Origin of the sequence: Xanthomonas sp. NCPPB 1062 (genome assembly GCF_041481705.2) — a bacterium.
Classification (GTDB): Bacteria; Pseudomonadota; Gammaproteobacteria; order Xanthomonadales; family Xanthomonadaceae; genus Xanthomonas; species Xanthomonas euvesicatoria.
On sequence record NZ_CM192987.1, the window covers coordinates 292,573 to 314,582 of the forward strand.

Genomic DNA, 22,010 nt, shown 5'->3' on the forward strand with positions numbered 1-22,010 from the left:
TGTCAAATAATTGTATCGGGCGCACGGTGCAGGTCCGGATGCACAAGGACCCCCACATGGCTGCCACCGCGTTTGCTCCCCGTCCCACCGACCACGCCACGCCCGGTATTGCGCTGACCACCCAGATCGCCGGCCAGGCAGAGCTGCTGCCGGCCGCCGCGCTGGCCCTGCTGGTTTCGCTGCACCGGGCGATCGAGCCCGGCCGCCAGCAGCGTCTGGCCCAGCGGCGCCAGCGCCAGGCCGCTTTCGATGCCGGTCAGCTGCCGGACTTCCGTACCGATACCCAGGCCATCCGTGCCGGCGATTGGCGTGTGGCTCCCCTGCCGGCGGCACTGCAGGACCGCCGTGTCGAAATCACCGGCCCGACCGACCCGAAGATGGTCATCAATGCGCTGAACTCCGGCGCCAAGGTGTTCATGGCCGACTTCGAAGATTCCACCGCGCCGACCTGGCGCAACCTGCTGGCCGGCCAGCGCACCCTGGCTGCGGCGGTGCGCGGTGACCTCAGCTTCGATGCGCCCAACGGCAAGCACTACGCCCTGCGCCCGGAGGCCGAACGTGCAGTGCTGATCGTGCGCCCGCGCGGCTGGCACCTGGACGAAAAGCACGTGTTGATCGACGGCCAGCCGTTGGCCGGCGGCCTGTTCGATGCGGCGCTGTTTGCCTTCCACAATGGCCGTGCGTTGCTGGCCAAGGACCGCGGCCCGTACCTGTACCTGCCCAAGCTGCAGAGCATGGAAGAAGCCGCACTGTGGGACACCGCGCTGGCGCATATCGAAGCGATGCTGGGCCTGCCGCATGGGCAGATCAAGGTCACCGTGCTGATCGAAACGCTGCCGGCGGTGTTCGAGATGGACGAAATTCTCCACGCGCTGCGCGAGCGCATCGTGGGCCTGAACTGCGGGCGTTGGGACTATATCTTTTCCTACCTGAAAACCTTTCGTGCGCACCGCGACCGCGTGCTGCCCGAACGCGGCCAGGTCACCATGACCCAGCCATTTTTGAAGGCCTATTCGGAGCTGTTGATCAAGACCTGCCATCGCCGCGGTGCGCATGCGATGGGCGGCATGGCCGCGCAGATTCCGATCAATCACGATGAAGCCGCCAACGAACAGGCCATGGCCCGCGTGCGTGCCGACAAGTTGCGCGAAGTGACCGCCGGCCACGATGGCACCTGGGTGGCGCATCCGGCGCTGATTCCGGTGGCGATGAAACTGTTCGACGAACACATGCCCACCGCGCATCAGCAGCATGTAGTGCGCAATGACGTGCAGGTGACGCGCGACATGTTGATCGCGCCCTCGCCGGGCAATGTCACCCGCGCCGGGTTCGAAGGCAATGTCGAAGTGTGCGTGCGCTATCTGGCGGCCTGGCTGGACGGCAATGGCTGCGTGCCGATCCACCACCTGATGGAAGACGCCGCCACGGCCGAAATCAGCCGCGCGCAGCTGTGGCAGTGGTTGCATCACGGCCAGCACCTGGATGATGGCACCGCCATCGATCAACACTTGCTGCAGGCCACCTTGCGCGCACTGCCTGCACGGCTGGGAACCGCCACCGCGCTGCCCGGCGCTGCACGGATCGATGAAGCGATCGCCTTACTCGAAGAGTTGAGCCGCGCCGACGAACTGGCGGACTTCCTTACCGTACCGGCGTACCGCCTGATCGATTGATTTCACCCTGCGGAGACGCCTGCCACCGGCGTCGCGCAGGCTCCACTTCAACGCATTCCAACGCCCGTTGCGCACGCACGCGCAACGACGGCCTTGCCATGCCGCATGCCCACCATTCCTTCCTCGTTCCATCCGTCGTACCTCTCAGGAGAACGCAAGATGAGCACCACACTGCAAAGCGCCGAACAACTGCAGCAGGACTGGTCCAACAACCCGCGCTGGAGCGGCATCACCCGCAATTACAGCGCCGCCGATGTGGTGCGCCTGCGCGGCACCGTGCATGTCGAGCACTCGCTGGCGCGGTTGGGCGCGGAAAAATTGTGGACCTCATTGCATGCCACGCCGTTCGTCAATGCGCTGGGCGCATTGACCGGCAACCAGGCCATGCAGCAGGTCAAGGCCGGCTTGAAGGCGATTTACCTGAGCGGCTGGCAGGTTGCCGCCGACGCCAATCTGGCCGGGCAGATGTATCCGGACCAATCGCTGTACCCGGCCGATTCGGTGCCGGCGGTGGTCAAGCGCATCAACAACACCTTGCTGCGCGCCGACCAGTTGCACCATGCCGAAGGCAACGATGCCATCGACTTCCTGCAGCCGATCGTGGCCGACGCCGAAGCCGGTTTCGGTGGCGTGCTCAACGCCTTCGAACTGATGAAGGCGATGATCGAAGCCGGCGCGGCTGGCGTGCATTTCGAAGACCAACTGGCCTCGGTCAAGAAGTGCGGCCACATGGGCGGCAAGGTGCTGGTGCCCACGCGTGAGGCGATCGAAAAATTGAATGCCGCGCGCCTGGCTGCCGACGTGCTGGGCGTGCCGACGGTACTGATTGCACGCACCGACGCCGAAGCCGCCGACCTGATCACCAGTGACGTGGATGCCAACGACCAACCGTTCACCACCGGGCAGCGCACGGTCGAAGGCTTCTTCAAGACCCGCAATGGCCTGGATCAGGCGATCAGCCGCGGCTTGGCCTATGCCCCGTACGCCGACCTGATCTGGTGCGAAACCGGCAAGCCGGACCTGGAATTTGCGCGTGCGTTTGCGCAGGCCATCCATGCCAGGTTCCCCGGCAAATTGCTGGCCTACAACTGCTCGCCGAGTTTCAATTGGAAGAAGAATCTGGACGATGCCACCATCGCCAAATTCCAGACCGAACTGGCGAGCTATGGCTACAAGTTCCAGTTCATCACCCTGGCTGGCTTCCACGCCTTGAACTACGGCATGTTCCATCTGGCGCACGGCTATGCGCGCCGGCAGATGAGTGCGTTCGTCGAATTGCAGCAGGCCGAGTTCGAGGCGGCGGAGAGGGGATTTACCGCAGTCAAGCACCAGCGCGAAGTAGGCACCGGTTATTTCGATGCAGTGACGCAGGTGATCCAGCAGGGGCAATCGTCCACCACCGCCTTGCGTGGCTCCACCGAAGAAGCGCAATTCCATAGCGACAAGGCGGCCTGATGGCTGGCGGCACCGCAACGGCAGCGGCTGTACATGAGGCAATGCAGTGCAGCGACACCTGGCGCTGAGTTGATGCAGCTGTTGCTACAGCAATAGCCGACCAAGGCAGATTCAACCGGCGCCACATTGCGCTACCCTGGGAGGGGGAAGGGCTCGGAGAACCGAGCCCTTTTTTTACGTCCGATACCCGTCAATTCGTCTCTTTCTTGGTGAGAAATAGTGTGATCTGGTGCTGAACAAGGGGGTCCTGTAGGATTTGTCCATGGGCTAATGGTGCAGGCTGGCCTAAGGGAAAACCGATGACGTGCCACAACACCGCAGGCGCACTCGAGCCGACAGGGAACGTTGCCAAAACGGTCCCCGATGGGCTGCATGCGCTGATGACTGCCGAGGAACTGGCGTTTTTCGCCCGTTTCGGCCGTTCGCGCGAGGTTTCCGCGGGCCAGTCGCTGTTCGAGCGCGGTGCGGTGGGCACGCAGATGTACATCGTTGTCAGCGGCCAGATCGACCTGGATTTCGGCGAGGACCTGATGCTCAAGCATCTGGGCCCGGGAGAATTCTTCGGCGAGCTCGGCCTGCTGATCGGCGATCACGCGCGCAGCGCCGGCGCCAGCGCCTCCACCGACAGCCGTCTGATCGAGCTGGCACACGAGGATTTCCAGCGTCTGGTCGACCAGGACCCCTCGATGGTGGCGCACTTCCTGCGCCGCTCCATCGTGCGGGTGGTCAACAACGAACAATTGCTGATCCGCCAGCTGCGCCGCCGCAACCACGATCTGGAAGCGGCGCTGGACAACCTCTACGTCACCTCGCACCAGCTCAACCACACCGAAGAACTGAGCCGGACCGACGAGCTCACCGGCCTGCACAACCGGCGCGGGCTGGCGTTGCACCTGCAGGAATGCCGGCGGGCCGGCCACGTGCCGGGTGTGGGCCTGATCCTGATCGACTGCGACCGTTTCAAGCGCATCAACGACGAGTTCGGTCACCTGGCAGGCGACCGCGTGCTGCAGAACGTGGCGCATGCCCTGCGTTCGGTGATCGCCGAAGGCGACCTGGCCTGCCGTCTCGGCGGCGACGAATTCTGCGTGCTCGTCGCACAAGGCACCAGCGAGCTGGTGCACCACATCGGCGAATGCATCGTGCGCGCGGTGGAAGCGCGGCTGTGCAACGGCCAGGGCGAACAAGGCTGCTCGGTCAGCGTAGGCTCGTGCATGATCGACGCGGACGCGGCCTGGAACGACTGGTACACGCTCGCCGACAGCGCCTTGTACCAGGCCAAGCGGCAGGGCGGCAATGTGCTGTGCATGCAGGAGACGCTGGCCCTGGATCAACCGCCTGCCACCGGTCACCGCTGAGCGATGAGCAGCCGCACCCACGCACGCAAGGACGCGTCGTCGGAAGCGATCCAGGCGCCGCGGCTGCGCACCTTGCTGTTGACCGATCTCTGCGATTCGACCGCGCTGGTCGAACGTATCGGCGACAACGCCGCGGCCGCCTTGTTCCGCGAGCACGACCGCCTGGTGGTCAAGCTGCAGCAGCACTGGCGCGGCCGCCTGATCGATCGTTCCGACGGGCTGCTGCTGCTGTTCGACCGCCCCATCGATGGCCTGGGTTTCGCGCTGGATTACGCGCGCGGGCTCAAGACGATGGGCGATGCGCATGCGCTCACGCTCTGCGCACGCCAGGGCCTGCATGTGGGCGAAGTGCTGACCTGGCGCAATAGCGACGAAGCGATCAGCATCGGCGCCAAGCCGCTGGAAGTCGAAGGGCTGGCCAAGCCCACCGCCGCACGCTTGATGTCGATGGCACGGCCGGGGCAGATCTTGCTCTCGGCGGTAGCCGAGTCGTTGACCCATCGCGCCGCACGCGAACTCGGAAACCGCGCCGACCGGTTATTGTGGAAATCGCACGGGCGCTGGCGCTTCAAGGGCATGCCCACCGCGATGGAGATCTACGAAGTGGGCGAAGTCGGCCTGACTCCCCTGCGCATGCCGAAGAATTCGGCAAAAGCCTGGCGCGATGTGCCGCTGTGGCGCAGGCCGGCCGCGTTGGTGGCTGAGGTGGGGGTGGTGCTGGCGGTGGGAATCGCAGTGTGGTTCTTCATTCGGCCGCAGCCTGCGATTGCCTTTGCCAGCCGCGATTGGGTCGTGGTCGGCGATGTGCGCAATCTCACTGGCAATGCCGTGCTGGATGGAGCGCTGGAACAGGCGCTACGCATCAGCCTCGAGCAGTCGCGGTACGTCAATGTCCTGAGTGACATGAAGGTGCGCGACACGGTCATGCGAATGAAGCGCGATCCCAACACGACTGTTCTGGACCGCAGTGTGGCGTCGGAGGTGGCGTTGCGTGATGGTGCCAGCGCAGTTCTTCTTCCGACCGTCGCTGAAGTTGGAGGGAAACTGCGTTTCAGCGTAGAGCTGGTGGATCCGCGCACGCAAACAACCGTGTATTCGGAGTTTGTCCAAGGCGACGGCTTACCGTCTGCGCTGTCTTCGGTGGATCACGTCACACGTAAGCTCCGCCAGGGGCTCGGCGAGATGGTCGCGTCGATCGACAAGAATTCAGTGCCATTGCCGGCCGTCACAACATCGAGTCTGGACGCGTTGCGTGCCTATGCACTGGGCGTGGAAGCGACTGCTAAAGGTCGGTGGCGTGAGGGCCTGGAACTGTTTGATCGCGCGGTCGGAATCGACCCGACGTTTGCGTTGGCTTACCTGGGGGCGGCGCGCATCAAGGTTGCGGTGTCCGACCGCAACGGCGCGCTTCCATATCTGGACAACGCGGTTCGGTTCCGTCAGCGCTTGCCGGCACGTGATCAGCTCTATCTAGATGCCTGGATCGCCGAGCTGCGGGCGGTGGACACCGCGCTCCCACTGTGGCGAACGTTGGCGTCCTTGTATCCGGACAATTTCGCCGGTGCCGCCAACACTTCATGGCATTTGTTTGTGGCAAACCGCTTTGCGGATGCGTTGCCATATGCGCAGGCTGCCGATGTCGTACAGGATCCGCTGCGTTCTATCGCGTCCGATCGCATCGGCCGCATCCTGATGGCACAGGGGAAGGTCGAGGCTGCGTTGCAGCGCTTCGAAAACTCGAACGACGGCGATCGGGCAGGGCCGCTGCGACGCCAAGCCGATGCCTTGGCAGTGCTTGGCCGTTATGCCGAGGCGCAGCGAACCCTCGACCGGATTGTAGAAAACGGCTACGCCAACGACGATGTGGTACCACTGATCGACCGCACCAGCATCGCGCTGGATCAGGCCAATTGGGCGGACGCAAATGCGGCAATGGCACAGGCCCTGGAGCGTAGCAAGCACACCGACGATTTCAGCTATCGGCAGTTTCTGGTGATTGGGGCTACCACCGCAGCCATCACCGGTGAAACAGCATCCGTCGGTCCCGGGATGAGTTCGGCGTTTGAAGCGCTGGTGGGCGCAATAAAAGCCAAGGGTCCGGCCGAGCCAAACCTTCAGGACGACGCTGCCATGATGCTGGCCCTGGTCAGCCAGGCTCAGCGCAATGGCGACGATCAGTTCACTGCACGCGCGCTTTCGGCGATCAAGCCTGCGCTCGCACACGAAACACCTGTGCTTGCCGAATTACGCGCGATCGTCGAAGCCCAGCATCTGGCGCTGTCGGGCGATCGGGTGGCCGCCATCGCTCGCCTGCCTCCCGGTCCCGACGATCTATTGCAGACGCGTGTGACCTTGTACACCTTGTTGCATGACAGCGGACGGCACGCGGAGGCACTGCAACAAGCCCGCTGGCTTTCCCTTCAGCGTGGGCGCGCCTACATCGAGGCAAATGCCTCGCAGACGTTACAGCCGCTCAATGTGTTACACACGCGGTTAGCACGGTTATGGACCGCCGAGTCGCTGTACGCATTGGGGCGTACGCAGGAAGCCCGCGAGCAGGCGCAGGCGTTCGTGCGTGCCTGGCCTGCATCGCGTCTGCCTGCTTACCTGCGCAGCAGGGTGGAGCGAATACTTTCGGATTCGAACGCGAAGATCACGGTGTGATTGGTCTTTTCGGTCAGATAGCTCTGTAACTCGGCACGCGCCAACGCAATGTCTTCCTTGGAAGCAAGTTGGCTGGTGGTCATGCAGTAATAAGGCTCTCCGGCACTGGGCACGCCATCGTTGGCATTGGCGCCGGCAACACCGAGCTGAGCAAGCGCCTGTGCCGGGTTGTCTTGGAAGCAATCGCGAAACTCGTCGTCGTTGGAGAGCAGCTCCAGCAGCCTGTCGGCGATGGATGCATCAAACGGAAGGTGTGCCTGGTCGGCTGGATCGGTCATTGTCTTGTCCACAGGTGAGGGGGCTGGCGCATGATGTGATGGGATAGCTGAGACAATATCGACCATGCTCATGTGTCCTTGAGATGTCTCCATGCAGATTCGTCGCTGTGCCACGCTGTTCTTCGAGCTTCGCGACGATGCGACGTTCGATTTTGCTCAACTGCTTGCCGGCGGCGTTGGGCTGCGTCGCCGTACCCGTTGGCTTGCGCTTGCGCCTCACCTCGATGCCGAAGTGGAAGTGGCTGCGCACGAGCGTGATTGGCTAAGTCAACTCAGTCCTACGCGCTGGCAGCCGGTCGATCCGGTGCAACCGCTGCTGCCCTGGATGGAGCGGTTGCTCGATCAAGGTCTGGCGATCAGCGACCAAGCCGCGCACGCAACCCATCGGCAGCATGATGAGCAGGTGCAGCAGCAGCGTTGGTGGCCGTTGGCCGCGCTTTGGCATCGTTTTGCACGCTGGAAAGGCGAAGACAGCGTCGCGACAATGGAAGAGCAAGGCCTGACAACCGCAGAGGGAATGGTCGATCGCCTGGGTGCGCCGCCTGCCGAAGTCGTGGAGCGTGGGATAGGAGGTGTTGCCGCACGTATCACGCTGCCGCGTGCGGCCACCGGTGCCTTCGATGACCTGTTGTCATGTCGTGTGACCTGCCGCAATTTCGATAAGCAACGCGCGCTATCGCGTGAGTTATTGGGCCACATGCTCCAACGTAGCGTCATGGCGAGCGCGCGTGTTGCGGTGGGTCACGACACCGCGTTTTTGAAAAAGCCGGTCCCTTCGGGAGGAAGCCTGCATCCCACTGAGACCTATCTGCTGATTCAGCGCGTCCAGGGCATGCCAAGCGGGCTGTATCACTACCGTCCGATCGAGCACGCGCTGCAGCCCGTGGCGACGCCGCCTGAGCCGCTGTCGGATTTCGCACGTCGAGCGCTCTCCGGTCAGCACTGGTTTGCGCAAGCGCCGGTGCTGTTGATTCTGGTGCCACGCTTCTTGCGCAGCTTCTGGAAGTATCGAAACCACGCCAAGGCCTATCGCGCGATGATTCTCGATGTCGGACATATTGCGCAGACGCTTTATTTGAGTGCCACCGACCTGGGGCTAGGGGCGTTCGTGACGTCGGCCATCAATGAGGTCGACATCGAACAGGCACTGGGCCTGGATGGCCTGCAGGACGGCCCACTGGCCATCTGCGGATTCGGTTGGCGTGCCGAAGAGATGACGAACACCGAGCTGGATCCTAACGGGGCCATTTGGCTGTCCAGTCGCGATCGGGACTTATCCAAGGATCTTGAGCAGCCCTGATAGGGTCTTCCAGCTCTCGCGACACATGGCCAGGGCAAGGCGGCTGCCTGCGCGGATGGAACTACTGCGCTGCCAGCAGCAAAGGCAGCGAGTCATCGAGTTGCTGTGGCGCTGACTCGGACACCGGCTTCGGCCGGTGGGGCGGCAACCGCTAGCTGCTCAGTGCTTACGCATCATGGGCGGCAGTACTCGCCGGAACAGCGAGTACTGCCTTGCAGACAGTGCGCGGCTGGCGCAGGTCTTTACTTCCGAATCGCCTGCGTATGCGTCTTCAAGGCCTCGCTCAGGCCGTTGATCTTGTCGGCGCCTTCCGGGACGGTGATGCTGGAGCCTTCCAGATCTGCACCGATCGGTTGCACGCGGCCGCCCAGGCACTGGCTCAGGAAGCTTTCGGTCACGGCGTTGAAGGCCTTGCTGTTTTCCGGGCGGCGGAAGCCGTGGCCTTCGTCGGGGAACAGCACGTAGGTGACCGGAATGTTCTTGGCCTTCATTGCGTTGACGATCTGGTCGCTTTCGGCCTGCTTGACGCGCGGGTCGTTGGCGCCCTGGCCGATCAACAGCGGCTTGCTGATCTTGTCGACATGGGTCAGCGGAGAACGGTCGGTCAGCCACTGCTTGCCGGCTTCGGTGGCGGGGTCGCCCATGCGCCGGGTCAGCTGCTTGTAGAAGCTGGCCCAGTAGGGCGGCACGGTGCCGAGCAAGGTGTTGAGATTGGCCGGGCCCACGATATCCACGCCGCATTTGAAGGCGTCCGGGGTAAACGTCATGCCGACCAGCGTGGCATAGCCGCCGTAGCTGCCGCCCATGATGGCGACCTCGTCCGGTTTGGTGACGCCTTGCTTGACCGCCCATTGCACCGCGTCGAGCAGGTCCTCGTGCATCTTGCCGGCCCACTCGCCATTGCCGGCGTTGGTGAATGCCTTGCCGAAGCCGGTGGAGCCACGGAAGTTCACCGACAACACCGCATAGCCGCGGTTGGCCAACCATTGCTCGTACGGCCCGTAGCCGTAGCTGTCGCGCGCCCACGGGCCGCCGTGCACGAACAGCACCAACGGCACCGGCTTGTCGGCCTTGCCGTCGTGGTTGGCATCGGCTTCGGCCGGCAGGGTGAGGTAGCTGATCAGTTTGAGGCCGTCGCGTGCGGTCAGCTCCTGTGGCCACATCGGCACCAGCGGCTTGCCCTCCAGTGCGGGCCGTGCGGAGAACAGCTTGGTCAGCTTGCCGCCATCGGCGCGATCGTAGCGGTAGTACGTGAGCGGGGTTTCTGCCGCGGAATAGCCCACGATCCAGATGCGGTCGTCGAGCGTGCGCGCGGCCACGCTGGCATCGCCGCCGCCAAGGGATTTGAGTTTCTGCAGATCCGCGGCAATGCCGTTGTCCAGCGGCCTCCATTCTTCGCGCAGGTAGTCGGTGGACACCGCCTGCACCGCCCCGGTCTTGGGGTCGTTCAAGGTGGTGCCGACGTCGGCGTGCGGGTTTTCGAACAGCAGCGTGCGTGTGTTGCTGGCCGTGTCGATGGCATACAGCGCTGCGGTGTCGCGGTTGCGCGAATCCTGCATGTACACCGTCTTGCCATCCTCGGTCAGGCCCTCCGGCGCGGTATTGGTGACGTCCTCGAACGGAATGCGGTCCACGCTCTTCCAGCGGTTGCCATCGGGCACCAGCAACTCCCTGCCGGCATCGTCTGTCGCGCGCGTGGCGTAGCGCAGCTGGTAGTCGCCATCGAGCAGGTACGCATCCAGGCTGTCGGTGTTCTTCTGCACCAGCGTGCGCTTGCCGGAGGCCAGGTCCACGCGGTACAGGTCGTGCCACTTGGCGTCGCGGTCGTTCATGCCGACCATGATCGATTCGGGATGTTGTGCGCTGACCCGATACACCTCGGCATTGGTTTTCTTGAACGGAGTGAGATCCTTGCTGCTGCCGTCAGCCAAATTGACCGAAAACAGGTGGAAATCTTCATCGCCGCCGTTGTCGCGCAGATACAGCAAGGTATTGGGTTGATAGGTCCAGAAGTAATTGCGAATGCCGCGTGCGGTGTCCTTGGTGATCGCACGCGCCTGGTCGGGCGCATCCACCGGCGCAACCCAGACATTGAGCACACCCGCCAGCGGCGCCACCCAGCTGAGGTACTTGCCGTCCGGACTGATGCTGACATTGGCCCGCTCGGGATTGCCGAACAGCGCATCGCGGGTGATCAGCGCAGGCGGCGCTGCGGGCGCTGCTGCCGCCGGTGCAGGTGCTGCCGCTTTCTCGGGAGCGGGCGCAGGTTTGTCGCTGCACGCAGACAGCGCGAGCAGCATGCTGGAAACAAGAAGCAGGCGTTGCATGGGAACTCCGGTGGCAAGGCGGCCGGGCCGGCCGATTTGCCACGCTAGCGGCAGCGTGCGCGCAGGCGAACGTGCCGTTGGTCACCCTGCCATGCGCCGCTACGCAGACGCGGACACAAATTCCACCAGCGCCGCACCGTCGTTCACCAGGTCGCCTTCGGCCACCAGGTACGCCTGCACGGTGCCATCGCTGGGCGCGTGCAGGGTGTGCTCCATTTTCATCGCTTCCAGCACCACCAGTGCCTGCCCACGGGCGACCGGCTGGCCCACTGCTGCGGGCAGGGCCACGATGCGGCCGGGCATCGGTGCGGTCAGTCCGCCGGTGTCCTGGGTGGGCTGGTCGGCTTCTGCCAGTGCATCGTGGTGACGGAAGACGGCCCGCTGCGTGGCCCCGATCAGGGTCAGCGTGGCGCCGTCGCGCAACACCTGTGCACGCCATTGCCGGCCGTCCATCTCCACACGCACGCCCGTCTCTTGCCGGTGGTAGCGCACGGCATGCGTCTGGCCTGCGTCGGTGACTTGCCAGCCATCGGCATCCGGGCGCACAGCGAGTTGGCGGCGCTCGCCGTTTGCTTCCAGGACGATGCGCTGCGCTGCATGCGCACCAATGCGCCAACCATCCGCGTGCTGCCACGGCGAATGCGGATCGGCCGGATCAACGGCCACTGGCGGCAATGCATCGGCAATCAACACCGCTGCCAAGCACCACCAGGCGTTGTCGGGGCTGCGCGCCTCTGGAAACAGCACGGCGTGTTCGCGCTCGATCAAGGCGGTGTCCAGATTCGCCGACGCGAACGAATCGGTCGCGATCAGGCGCGACAGAAATGCACTGTTGGTGGTGACCCCTACTGCGTGGAATTGCGCCAATGCCGCGCGCATGCGGGCCAATGCAGCCGTGCGATCGGTATCCCAGACGATCAGCTTGGCGATCATCGGGTCGTAGTACGGGCTGATGGTGTCGCCTTGCTCCACGCCTGCATCGACGCGCACATGCGCGCTGGCAGCAGGCATCTGCAACTGACGCAGCGTGCCGGTGGACGGCAGGAAACCGCGCTCGGCATCTTCGGCGTACAGGCGCGCTTCCAGCGCATGCCCGTGGATGCGCAGCTCGTGCTGCCTGCGCGGCAAGCGTGCGCCAGCGGCAACCCGCAATTGCCACTCGACCAGGTCGGTGCCGGTGATCAATTCGGTCACCGGGTGCTCCACCTGCAGACGGGTATTCATTTCCATGAAATAGAAATCGCCGTCCGGGCCGGCGATGAATTCCACCGTGCCGGCACCGACGTAGCCCACCGCCTGTGCCGCATCTACCGCCGCCTTGCCCATCGCCGCGCGCCTGGCCTCGCTCATGCCCGGTGCGGGCGCTTCTTCCAGCACCTTCTGGTGGCGGCGCTGCACCGAGCAGTCGCGTTCGAACAGGTACACCACCTCGCCATGCGTATCGCCGAACACCTGGATTTCGATATGCCGCGGCCGCTGGACATATTTCTCCACCAGCACGTGCGCATTGCCGAATGCCGACTGCGCTTCACGCTGGCAGCTCGCCAACGCGTCTTCGAACGCTGCGCTGGTATCCACCCGACGCATGCCCTTGCCGCCGCCGCCGGCACTGGCCTTGATCAACACCGGGTAGCCGATGGCGTCGGCTTGCGCACGCAGGAATGCCGGTGCCTGCTCGTCGCCATGGTAGCCCGGTGTCAGCGGCACGCCGGCCCGTTGCATCAGTGCCTTGGCCGCACTCTTGTCGCCCATCGCGCGGATCGCCGCCGCCGGTGGGCCGATGAAGACGATGCCAGCGTGTGCGCAAGCCTCGGCAAATGCCGCGTTTTCCGACAGGAACCCATAACCGGGATGGATCGCCTGCGCACCGGTGGCGCGTGCCGCTTGCAGGATTGCTTCGCCCCGCAGATAGCTTTGCTGCGCGGGCGCGGCGCCGATGTGCACCGCTTCGTCCGCCATGCGCACATGCCGTGCATTGCGGTCTGCATCCGAATACACCGCCACCGTCGCAATGCCCAGGGTGCGGCAGGTGGCGATGACCCGGCAGGCGATCTCGCCGCGATTGGCGATCAGGATCTTGTCGAAGGGCGCTTGCGTTGCTGCGGCGATAGGGTCGCGCTGGGTCATCGGATCAGTCTCTGCACGTCGCCGTAGCGGCGGGTCGTCTTACGAAGATAAACGGCTTGCCTGTTGCACACCGACATCGAGCGCAAGCAGGTTTGTTGTCACACGGCGCTGTGTTGCTGCAAGCCACCTGCGCAAACGTCGACGATTGCCGGCACGCATACACACAACCTCACTCCCAGCCTGCACACCAGCATCGGGTGCCGCAGCACGCAGAACCGCGGCTGCCATGCTCCCCCTCACTCACATGCGAAACACGCCAAAGCGCGTGGGTTCGATCGGCGCGTTCAAGGCCGCCGACAATCCCAGGCCCAGCACGCGGCGCGTATCGGCCGGATCGATGATGCCATCGTCCCAGAGCCGAGCACTGGCGTAATACGGATGGCCTTGCTGCTCGAACTGGGCGCGGATCGGCGCCTTGAACGCATCCTCGTCTTCGCCCGACCATGCACCGCCCTTGGCCTCGATACCGTCGCGACGCACCGTGGCCAGCACGCTGGCCGCCTGCTCGCCACCCATCACGCCGATGCGCGCATTCGGCCACATCCACAGGAAGTTCGGCGAATACGCGCGCCCACACATGCCATAGTTGCCCGCACCGAACGAGCCGCCGATCACCACGGTGAACTTGGGCACCTTGGCGCAGGCCACCGCCATCACCAGCTTGGCGCCGTCCTTGGCGATGCCGCCATGTTCGTATTTGCGCCCGACCATGAAGCCGGTGATGTTCTGCAGGAAGACCAGCGGAATGCCGCGCTGCGTGCACAGCTCGATGAAGTGCGCGCCCTTGAGCGCGGACTCGGAAAACAGGATGCCGTTGTTGGCAATGATGCCGACCGGGTAGCCATGCAGATGCGCAAACCCTGTCACCAGCGTGCTGCCATAGCGCGGTTTGAATTCATCCAGGCGCGAATCGTCGACGATGCGCGCGATCACTTCGCGCACATCGAACGGCTTGCGCGTATCTGCAGGAATCACGCCATATAGTTCGTCGGCGGCATAGCGTGGCGGCAACGGTGCCTGCAGCGCCAGCGATGCGGCAGGTTTGCGCCAGTTGAGCTGCGCGATGATGGCGCGCACGCGCGCCAGCGCCTGCAGATCGTTGTCGGCAAAGTGATCGGCCACGCCGGAGATGCGCGTATGCACATCGGCGCCGCCCAGGTCTTCGGCACTGACTTCTTCGCCGGTGGCGGCCTTCACCAGCGGCGGGCCACCCAGGAAGATGGTGCCTTGCTCGCGCACGATCACCGTTTCATCGCTCATTGCCGGCACATAGGCGCCGCCAGCGGTGCACGAGCCCATTACGCAGGCAATCTGCGGGATGCCGTTGGCCGACAGGTTGGCCTGGTTGTAGAAGATGCGCCCGAAGTGGTCGCGGTCCGGAAACACTTCGTCCTGCAACGGCAGGAATGCACCGCCGGAATCGACCAGATAGATGCACGGCAACCGGTTTTGCTGCGCGATCTCCTGCGCACGCAAGTGCTTTTTCACCGTCATCGGGTAATAGGTGCCGCCCTTGACGGTGGCGTCGTTGGCCACGATCACGCATTCCACGCCGGACACGCGGCCAATGCCGGCCACCACGCCCGCGCACGGGACCTGGTCGTCGTACATGCCATGGGCGGCCAGGGGGGCGATCTCCAGCAATGGGCTGCCCGGATCCAGCAAGGCATCGATGCGCTCGCGCGCCAGCAGCTTGCCGCGTGCGGTGTGCTTGACGCGTGCGGCGTCGCTGCCGCCACGCGCGGTCCGGGCGAGGGTGTGGCGTAGGTCGTCGATCACCGCGCGCATCGCGGCGGCGTTGTGTTGGAAACTCTCGCCGCTGACCTGCAGCTGGCTATCGATCACGCTCATGGTGGCTCCGTCAGGCGGTGCGTTCGAACAACTCGCGGCCGATCAGCATGCGCCGGATTTCCGAGGTGCCCGCGCCAATCTCGTACAACTTGGCATCGCGCCACAGGCGTCCGGTGGGGTACTCGTTGATGTAGCCATTGCCACCCAGCACCTGGATGGCCTGGCCGGTCAGCCAGGTTGCCTTCTCGGCGGCATACAGGATGGCGCCGGCTGCGTCCTGGCGGGTGGTACGCCCGGCATCGCAGGCGCGCGCCACTGCATACACATACGCGCGGCAGGCATTGAGTCCCACATACATGTCGGCCAGCTTGGCCTGCATCAACTGGAAGGTGCCGATCGGCTCGCCGAACTGCTTGCGCTCGTGCACGTACGGCAGCACCACGTCCATTGCTGCGGCCATCAGCCCGAGCGGCCCGCCGGCCAGCACCACGCGTTCGTAATCCAGCCCGGACATCAGCACACGCACGCCGCCGTTGAGCGTGCCCAGCACGTTTTCCGCCGGTACTTCGCAATCGGTGAACACCAGCTCGCAGGTGTTAGAGCCGCGCATGCCCAGCTTGTCGAGCTTCTGCGCCGTGGAAAAGCCCGGCATGCCCTTCTCCACGATAAAGGCGGTGATGCCGCGCGCGCCGGCGTCCGGGTCGGTCTTGGCGTACACCACCAACACGTCGGCATCCGGGCCGTTGGTGATCCACATCTTGCTGCCGTTGAGCACAAAGCGGTCGCCGCGCGCATCGGCGCGCAGCTTCATCGACACCACGTCCGAACCGGAGCCGGCTTCGCTCATCGCCAGCGCGCCCACATGCTCGCCACTGCACAGCTTGGGCAGGTAGCGTTGCTTCTGCTCGTGGCTGGCGTTCTTGCGCAGCTGGTTCAGGCACAGATTGGAATGCGCGCCATACGACAGCCCGATCGCACCGCCAGCGCGGGAGATTTCTTCCATCGCCACCACATGCGCCAGATAGCCCATGCCGCTGCCGCCGTACGCGTCTTCTACGGTCAGACCGAGCAGCCCTTGTTCGCCGAGCAGGCGCCATAGCTGGGCGGGGAACACGTTATCGTGGTCGGCTGCCGCGGCCAGCGGAGCGATATGGTGGCTGGCGAAGGCGGCCACGCTTTCGCGCAGCAGGTCGATCTCTTCGCCAAGCTCGAAGTTCAAGGACGGCACATGCATGCAACAACTCCACAGGGATCGGGATGTGCCGGGTGGGAGCGGGCGGACCGCGCGGCGGATGCGGCCAGACTAGCGGTCCGCAACAAAAAAGTGAACTAAAATTCAACTATTGAACCAAGAATCACACCATGGCTTATCGACGCTCCGCCCTGATGGAAGAACGCCTGGCCGGCAATCGCGAACGGATCCTGCACGCCGCCCGCGTCCTGATCGCCGAAGGCGGTTACCGCAATGCACCGGTCACCGCGGTGGCCGCGGCGGCGGGCGTATCAACCGGGCAGATTTATCGACATTTCCCGTCGAAAGCCGAACTTTTCGTAGAAGTTCTAAACGAAGCGGTACAGCGCGAGATGGCCATCCTGCGTGCCATTGCGGCCACCCAGGCCAGCGCAGCCGAGCGCCTGCGTAGCGCGATCGCCACTTTCGTTCGGCGGGCGCTGGCCGGCCCGGCATTGGCATACGCCTTCATCGCCGAGCCGGTGGAGAGCGAGGTCGACGCCGAGCGCATCCGCGGCCGCCGCCTGTTCGGCGAGGTGTTTCGCCAGCTGCTTGCCGAAGGCGTGGCGGCCGGGGAGTTTCCGCAGCAGTCGCTGGATGCCGCGGCTGCCTGCATCGTTGGCGCGTTTACCGAGGCCCTGGTGGGGCCGATCGCCCCCAGCCGTAGCGACCCGCAACAGGGCGAGCAACTGGTCGAAGCGATCTGCGGCTTCTGTCTGCGCGCGGTGGGGGCAGCGCAAGCGCGCAGCTGACAGTGCACTGACCGAGCGCATGGATGTGCCTCCCAGATGCAGCTGACTGTGCATATACTGTGCACCTACCTTGCCGGAGCCGTGCGATGGTCGCCGTTCTCAATCCCCTGGCCTTGACCGAACGCCTGCGCGTGCCGGACCGAACCATCCTGTCGCCGTCGGCCATGGCCGGTCTGCTGGATCTTTCGCAACAGGAACTGGCCGACCTGGCCGGCGTGCATCGCAACAGCCTGCGCGTGCACCCTGAAAGCCCGCGCGTGCAGGACCTGCTGCGCAATCTGTCGCGGCTGCTGGTGGCGATGGCGCAGGTGCAACCGGACGAGCGCCAGGTGGTGTTCCACCTCAAGAACACGCCGATCCCCGCGTTCGAGTTCGCCACCTTGCTGGAAGTGGTCAAGCAGGGGCGCACCGACGATGCGCTGACCTATCTGCGCACGGTCGCCGCAGGGGCCGCCGGTTGAAGCTGAGCGCCCCGGCGCACTGCACGCTCTATCGCGCGTTTACCCCGCGCTGGGCCGCCGAACCGCTGAGCGGTGCCGGTGCGGCGCGCTCGGGTGGGCGCTTCAATCGCTTCGGCCAGCCGGCGCTCTATCTGTCGCTGCAACTGGAAACCGCCGCGGCCGAATATGCCCAGGCTGCCCCGTTCCTGCCACCGTTGACGCTGGTCAGCTACGCCGCCGATCTTCCGGCGCTGGCCGATCTGCGTTTGCTCGATGCCAGCTGGGATGCGGTGTGGGCCGACTGGGCCGACGACTGGCGCAAGGCGCTGGTCAACAAGATCGAACCGGTGAGCTGGGTGCTCGGCGACCTGTTGCGCGAAGCAGAGATTCCCGGCGCGATCTTCCCCAGCATGGCGCGGCCGGAAGGCGTCAACGTGGTGCTGTTTCTGGACATGCTGCAGCCCGAGCGCGTGCTGCAGGTGCTTGACGATGGCCGCCTGCCGCGCGATGGCCGCAGTTGGGGCGACCCGCCGACAGTTTAGCTCGGCGATTCCGTCGGCCGGTCACGCGTGTGCTTCATGCTGCTCGTTGCCGCCGCGTCGGCATGCAAACGCACGCAGTAGACCTCTGATCAGCCGCGAACCACCTTCAACCACTCAGCACCTGCACCACACCCGCCAGCACCGGTGCAGCCACTGCGGCCGGCACGATCGCGCCGCGCCGGTACGGCAGCAGCCACAGCGACAACACCGCCGCACTGGCGGTCAACGTGCCCAGCCACAGCACTGCGCCGATGCCCCAGCCCTGCGCATGCACCGCCAACGCGAAGGTGACACACAGCAGCAACCAACCCAGCACACGCAGTTGGCGCGACCGTGCAGTGCCCAGCAGGCGGCCGCGAAGTTCCAGTTGATGCTTGTCCATCGCCAGGCATAGCGCAGCAAAGCCGGAAAAATTCAGCGCCAGCAACAGCAACACGCTCATGCGCTTTCCTGGATCGGCGCGGTGTGCGGCACGGGCGTTGCGGCAGCCGCAGCGCGCGCGCGTCGTGCCGAAGCCGGCTGCGGCGCTTTCCAACGCTGCAGGCGAAAGGCGGCAATGCCTAGGCTAAGGCCCAGGAACAGGCACACCAGATCCACACCGGCCAGTGCCCATTGCCCGGCCGGCAGCGTCACGCCCAGATGCGCATCGGTGGTGATCGCGTTGAGCACCGGCACCAGCGCGAACAACGCCGCGCCCAGATAGAGCTGCCAGCTCCACATCGCACGCCGCGGCCACACGAATGCGGCCAGCAATGCCGTGGCCCACGCAGCAAAAAACACATTGGCCTCCATCGCTGCACGCGCATCCAGGCCGACCGGCAACACGCGGTTGGCCCAGAAGAAGCTGGCAAAGGCGATCGGCAAACCGGCCACGGTGCCGATATTGAGTGCATCCACCAGGCGCAGTCCGAAACCGATTCGCCCGGCTTTCAGATGCTTGGGGCGTTCTTTCACTGCCCACATCACCACGCCGCTGGCCACCATCAGGCAGCCCAGCAAGCCGGAGCCGAAAAACAGCGCGCGCAGCCATGGCCCGGCGAAATGGGCCAGATGCAGGCCCACCATCACCCCGCGCGTTTGGCTGGCACCGCCCGGCGGCCCGCTGCGTTGCAGGCGCTCGCCGCTCACTGCATCGAACAGGATGGAGGGCACGTCGGTGGAAAGGTTGTCGGCCAACTGGCTCACCCCGACGGCAGCGTGCGCATCGTTGGGCAATGACACCGCCACATTGCTCACCTGGCCACCACGCCAGTCGCTGCGCGCACGTGCCACGAACTGCTCCAGCGGCAGCATGTGCGCCGGTACACCGGCGGCCTTGCGCGTATCGGCCACCCGGTTGGCCGCCTCGTCGTAGAAGCGCATCTCATCGCCGGCATAGCGCGCCTTGATGCCCCACGGCAGGTACATGAACATCAAGGTCACGATGCCGGTGTAGGTAATCATCGCGTGGTACGGCAGCGCGGTCACCGCGCTGACGTTGTGGAAATCCAGCCACGACCGTAGCCCCTTGCCGGGGCGGAAGGTGAAGAAATCCTTGAAGATTTTCTTATGCGTGATCACCCCGCTGATGATCGCCACCAGCATGAACATCGCGCAGAATCCCACGATGTAGCGCGCCCACATCACCGGTACGTAATGCAGGTCGAAATGCAGCCGGTAGAAGAACTCGCCGCCCAGCGTGTCGCGTGCGGCGATGTCCTTGCCGGTGGCCGGGTCGATGATGGCGGTGCCGTACATCTGCCGGCGCTCTGCCGGTTTGCCGTCGGCGGGCGCGGGATTCTGCCAGTACATGCTCACCACCGGAGTGCGCGGATCCGGCAAGGTGATGTTCCAGCTCACTGCATCGGCTGCGTGTGTCTGCAGATACTGCTCGGCACTGCGCAGCGCGGTGGCGGTGCTCACGGTGGTGGTGGGCAGTTCCGGGCGCATCCAGCGGCTGATTTCGTCGCGGTAATAACTGGCCGTGCCGCCCATGAAGATCAGCAGCAAGACCCAGCCGACCAGCAGCCCGGTCCAGGTGTGCAGCCACGCCATCGATTGGCGAAAGCCCTGCTTCATGCCGCGCTCCGTTGCAGCCACGTGGCCAACGCAAACATCAACGCCGCCGGCACCGCGATGCCGGCCCAGGCACGCCACACGCTGGCGGTGGCGAAGGCCCACAACGGCGCACACGCGCACACCACGATTCCGATCAGCATGCTGGTCAATACCGCTTCACTGCGCGGCATCGGCAGCACCAGTGCCAGCAACAGATTGGTGGCGCTGGCCAGCGCGTAGCCACCGAAGATGGCTGCCAGCGTGCGCGCAAGCACGCCCAGCCAGGGGCGCCTGAACCAGGCAAGCGGCAGGGGCGAGGCGCTGGACATCACGCCACCGCGCGCGATGGACGTGGGGCAACCGCCATATCGCAACGCAACGTTGCCCAGCCGGGTGGGCCGGCAACCGCAAGTGGTTCCCGCGTGTGGCATGGGACGCGCAAGCCCGGCGTCGCCACCGCGCAGCGGCAGCGCCCGTTCCATGAGTGCGCGGGAGATGTGCCGACCACGCTTACTCGGCCAGGAACGTCAGCGTGCTGATGTGATGCACCATCGACACCTGCTTGCCGGCGATCTCGCGCTTCACCGGTTCCTTGTGGGTGGCCACCAGGATGTGACGGCCGGCGCGCAGCGTGGGCAGCGTCACCTGGCCCTTGGCATCGGAGGTCAGCGTCTTCTGCCACTTCTGCGGGTCGATCACCGTCACTTCCACCTTGGGCAGCGGCTTGTTGCGATAAAGCACGGTCAGCGTATTGCGATTGGCAGCGGTGGGAACCAGCTCGAAATCGAGCTTTGCAGCCGGTGTGGCACGGCCGGCGCGTGCGTAATAGCTCACCGTCTCGAAGCCGCCGGCTTCCCCCTTCCACGGCTCGAACACGCTGTCGTCGCTCAACCACGCATCGCCGCTGCCGGCCAGCGGCGCGGTCAGGAACTCGGTCCCGCGCTGCAGCGGGCCGGCCTTGCCGGCAGTGCCGAACACGTTCGGCTTGACCACGCGCTTGATCTCGTCTTCGCCGTGGTCCAGCGCGTCCTGCGCCGGTTCGCCGAAGAAGATGCGCACCGGGCCGCTGCCGTCGCGCTCGATCCAGATTTCGTGGGCCTGGGCAGACAGGCTGATGCTGGCCAAGGCCAGGCAGGACAGCAGGAAGGATTTCATCGCGGCGACTCCTCAAGGACGGGACCGGCGAGGCGAGAACCGCGCCACCGTGGTTGTTGGGAATGATACGCAATTCCCACAACGGAGACCAATGCGCGGCATGCGGCGCTGCGGCAATTGGCCAGCCGGGGCGAGCGTGCCCGTGGACAGAAGCATCCGCCCACCGGGCGCGCAGCGCCCATCGCTGCGAAAACTGTCATACAGGCTGGTCAGATTGGCGCAAAGTGTGCTCTATACTCCGGCGCTAGCAGAGGTCTTCGACCAACAGCCAGGGGTGAGCGCGTGCGGAATTACGACCTCGAGTTCCTGAAAAAATTCTCGATGGTGATCGGTTTACTCGTGGTGATCACCCTGGGCCTGATCGCCCTGGCAGCGTATTTGCAACGCGCTATCCCCGACGAAGTCTCGCCCACCGCCGCAAAACGTGTGCAGCAACGCATTGCGCCTGCCGGTGCGGTGTATGCCGGCGCCACGGGCGCGTCCGCGCAGGCCGCAGCCCAGGCCGCGGCGCTGGCCAAGGCCGCCTCGCAGTCTGCTTACGGCGGTACGACCGACGGCAAGACCATCTTCAACAACCTGTGCACCGCCTGCCACACCACCGGTGTCGGCAAGGCGCCCACGCTGGACCATTCGCATTGGGATGCACGCATCGCACAGGGCAAGGACACCTTGTACAAGCACGCGATCGAGGGCTACACCGGTCCGGATGGCGGCATCATGCCTCCCAAGGGCGGCAACCCGGCGCTGACCGAAGAGCAGGTGCGCGCCACTGTCGATTGGATGCTGGGCAACCTCAAGTAAGGGCTCGGCGAGTCGGCGGAGGAGGATGGGTCTGCGATTCCCGCCTGGTACCGCGCATTGGCTGCGTTGCGCGCCCGAT

Annotated in this window: 18 protein-coding genes; 9 read left to right on the forward strand and 9 right to left on the reverse strand. The window is 64.8% G+C overall.

The window, feature by feature from the left end; genetic code table 11:
• Nucleotides 1–56: 56 nt before the first annotated feature.
• The 4 genes from aceB to ACCQ16_RS01240 all read left to right on the forward strand — a co-directional run bounded on the left by aceB (nucleotide 57) and on the right by ACCQ16_RS01240 (nucleotide 7,150).
• A complete protein-coding gene (gene aceB, locus ACCQ16_RS01225; protein WP_008572247.1) occupies nucleotides 57–1,673 on the forward strand; it encodes a malate synthase A in 1,617 nt (538 codons plus the stop codon).
• 159 nt (nucleotides 1,674–1,832) lie between these two features.
• Nucleotides 1,833–3,128, forward strand: a complete 1,296-nt coding sequence (gene aceA, locus ACCQ16_RS01230) for an isocitrate lyase (protein ID WP_029818293.1) — start codon at nucleotides 1,833–1,835, stop codon at nucleotides 3,126–3,128.
• Nucleotides 3,129–3,427: 299 nt separating this feature from the next.
• Nucleotides 3,428–4,486, forward strand: a complete 1,059-nt coding sequence (locus tag ACCQ16_RS01235) for a GGDEF domain-containing protein (RefSeq protein ID WP_218502411.1) — start codon at nucleotides 3,428–3,430, stop codon at nucleotides 4,484–4,486.
• Between the two features lie 3 nt (nucleotides 4,487–4,489).
• Nucleotides 4,490–7,150 carry a putative peptide modification system cyclase gene (locus ACCQ16_RS01240; RefSeq protein WP_277573047.1) on the forward strand — a complete coding sequence of 887 codons (2,661 nt, stop codon included), beginning with the start codon at nucleotides 4,490–4,492 and terminating at the stop codon, nucleotides 7,148–7,150.
• On the opposite strand, the gene ACCQ16_RS01245 is transcribed toward ACCQ16_RS01240, so the two are convergent.
• Nucleotides 7,090–7,428 carry an NHLP-related RiPP peptide gene (locus ACCQ16_RS01245; protein ID WP_014089031.1) on the reverse strand — a complete coding sequence of 113 codons (339 nt, stop codon included), beginning with the start codon at nucleotides 7,426–7,428 and terminating at the stop codon, nucleotides 7,090–7,092. The two genes, ACCQ16_RS01240 and ACCQ16_RS01245, sit on opposite strands and share 61 nt — an antisense overlap.
• Nucleotides 7,429–7,519: 91 nt before the next feature.
• Here ACCQ16_RS01245 and ACCQ16_RS01250 point away from each other — a divergent pair, with 91 nt between their 5' ends.
• Nucleotides 7,520–8,728 (forward strand): putative peptide maturation dehydrogenase, encoded by a 1,209-nt coding sequence (locus ACCQ16_RS01250; RefSeq protein ID WP_277573046.1) that lies wholly within the window; start codon nucleotides 7,520–7,522, stop codon nucleotides 8,726–8,728.
• 242 nt (nucleotides 8,729–8,970) lie between these two features.
• Here the strand turns inward: ACCQ16_RS01250 and ACCQ16_RS01255 are convergent, their stop codons facing one another.
• The 4 genes from ACCQ16_RS01255 to ACCQ16_RS01270 form a co-directional block, all read right to left on the reverse strand.
• Nucleotides 8,971–11,055, reverse strand: coding sequence for a S9 family peptidase (locus ACCQ16_RS01255; RefSeq protein ID WP_277573045.1), 2,085 nt, complete (start codon nucleotides 11,053–11,055; stop codon nucleotides 8,971–8,973).
• A 99-nt stretch (nucleotides 11,056–11,154) separates the two neighbouring features.
• Entirely contained in the window at nucleotides 11,155–13,182 is a 2,028-nt protein-coding gene (locus ACCQ16_RS01260; protein ID WP_372380176.1) for an acetyl/propionyl/methylcrotonyl-CoA carboxylase subunit alpha, read from the reverse strand.
• 240 nt (nucleotides 13,183–13,422) lie between these two features.
• Complete coding sequence (locus tag ACCQ16_RS01265) at nucleotides 13,423–15,033, reverse strand: carboxyl transferase domain-containing protein (protein WP_011345983.1); 1,611 nt, start codon at nucleotides 15,031–15,033, stop codon at nucleotides 13,423–13,425.
• Between the two features lie 10 nt (nucleotides 15,034–15,043).
• Nucleotides 15,044–16,207 (reverse strand): isovaleryl-CoA dehydrogenase, encoded by a 1,164-nt coding sequence (locus ACCQ16_RS01270; RefSeq protein WP_033837229.1) that lies wholly within the window; start codon nucleotides 16,205–16,207, stop codon nucleotides 15,044–15,046.
• A gap of 128 nt (nucleotides 16,208–16,335) precedes the next feature.
• Between ACCQ16_RS01270 and ACCQ16_RS01275 the strand changes: the two genes are divergently transcribed.
• The 3 genes from ACCQ16_RS01275 to ACCQ16_RS01285 all read left to right on the forward strand — a co-directional run bounded on the left by ACCQ16_RS01275 (nucleotide 16,336) and on the right by ACCQ16_RS01285 (nucleotide 17,938).
• Complete coding sequence (locus tag ACCQ16_RS01275; RefSeq protein ID WP_031420701.1) at nucleotides 16,336–16,956, forward strand: TetR/AcrR family transcriptional regulator; 621 nt, start codon at nucleotides 16,336–16,338, stop codon at nucleotides 16,954–16,956.
• 86 nt (nucleotides 16,957–17,042) lie between these two features.
• Nucleotides 17,043–17,417 carry a hypothetical protein gene (locus ACCQ16_RS01280; RefSeq protein ID WP_008572267.1) on the forward strand — a complete coding sequence of 125 codons (375 nt, stop codon included), beginning with the start codon at nucleotides 17,043–17,045 and terminating at the stop codon, nucleotides 17,415–17,417.
• Entirely contained in the window at nucleotides 17,414–17,938 is a 525-nt protein-coding gene (locus tag ACCQ16_RS01285; protein WP_008572268.1) for an RES family NAD+ phosphorylase, read from the forward strand. Before ACCQ16_RS01280 ends, ACCQ16_RS01285 begins: the two co-directional genes overlap by 4 nt.
• Before the next feature lie 106 nt (nucleotides 17,939–18,044).
• On the opposite strand, the gene ACCQ16_RS01290 is transcribed toward ACCQ16_RS01285, so the two are convergent.
• The 4 genes from ACCQ16_RS01290 to ACCQ16_RS01305 form a co-directional block, all read right to left on the reverse strand.
• Nucleotides 18,045–18,380 (reverse strand): DUF3325 domain-containing protein, encoded by a 336-nt coding sequence (locus tag ACCQ16_RS01290; protein WP_014089036.1) that lies wholly within the window; start codon nucleotides 18,378–18,380, stop codon nucleotides 18,045–18,047.
• A complete protein-coding gene (locus ACCQ16_RS01295; RefSeq protein WP_008572272.1) occupies nucleotides 18,377–19,996 on the reverse strand; it encodes a PepSY-associated TM helix domain-containing protein in 1,620 nt (539 codons plus the stop codon). Before ACCQ16_RS01295 ends, ACCQ16_RS01290 begins: the two co-directional genes overlap by 4 nt.
• Nucleotides 19,993–20,304 (reverse strand): DUF3649 domain-containing protein, encoded by a 312-nt coding sequence (locus ACCQ16_RS01300; protein WP_008572273.1) that lies wholly within the window; start codon nucleotides 20,302–20,304, stop codon nucleotides 19,993–19,995. Before ACCQ16_RS01300 ends, ACCQ16_RS01295 begins: the two co-directional genes overlap by 4 nt.
• A gap of 181 nt (nucleotides 20,305–20,485) precedes the next feature.
• Nucleotides 20,486–21,130, reverse strand: coding sequence for a DUF4198 domain-containing protein (locus ACCQ16_RS01305; protein WP_008572279.1), 645 nt, complete (start codon nucleotides 21,128–21,130; stop codon nucleotides 20,486–20,488).
• A 282-nt stretch (nucleotides 21,131–21,412) separates the two neighbouring features.
• Here ACCQ16_RS01305 and ACCQ16_RS01310 point away from each other — a divergent pair, with 282 nt between their 5' ends.
• Nucleotides 21,413–21,931: a c-type cytochrome gene (locus tag ACCQ16_RS01310; RefSeq protein ID WP_008572280.1), complete on the forward strand. Its 519-nt coding sequence runs from the start codon at nucleotides 21,413–21,415 to the stop codon at nucleotides 21,929–21,931.
• The last annotated feature ends 79 nt before the right edge of the window (nucleotides 21,932–22,010 follow it).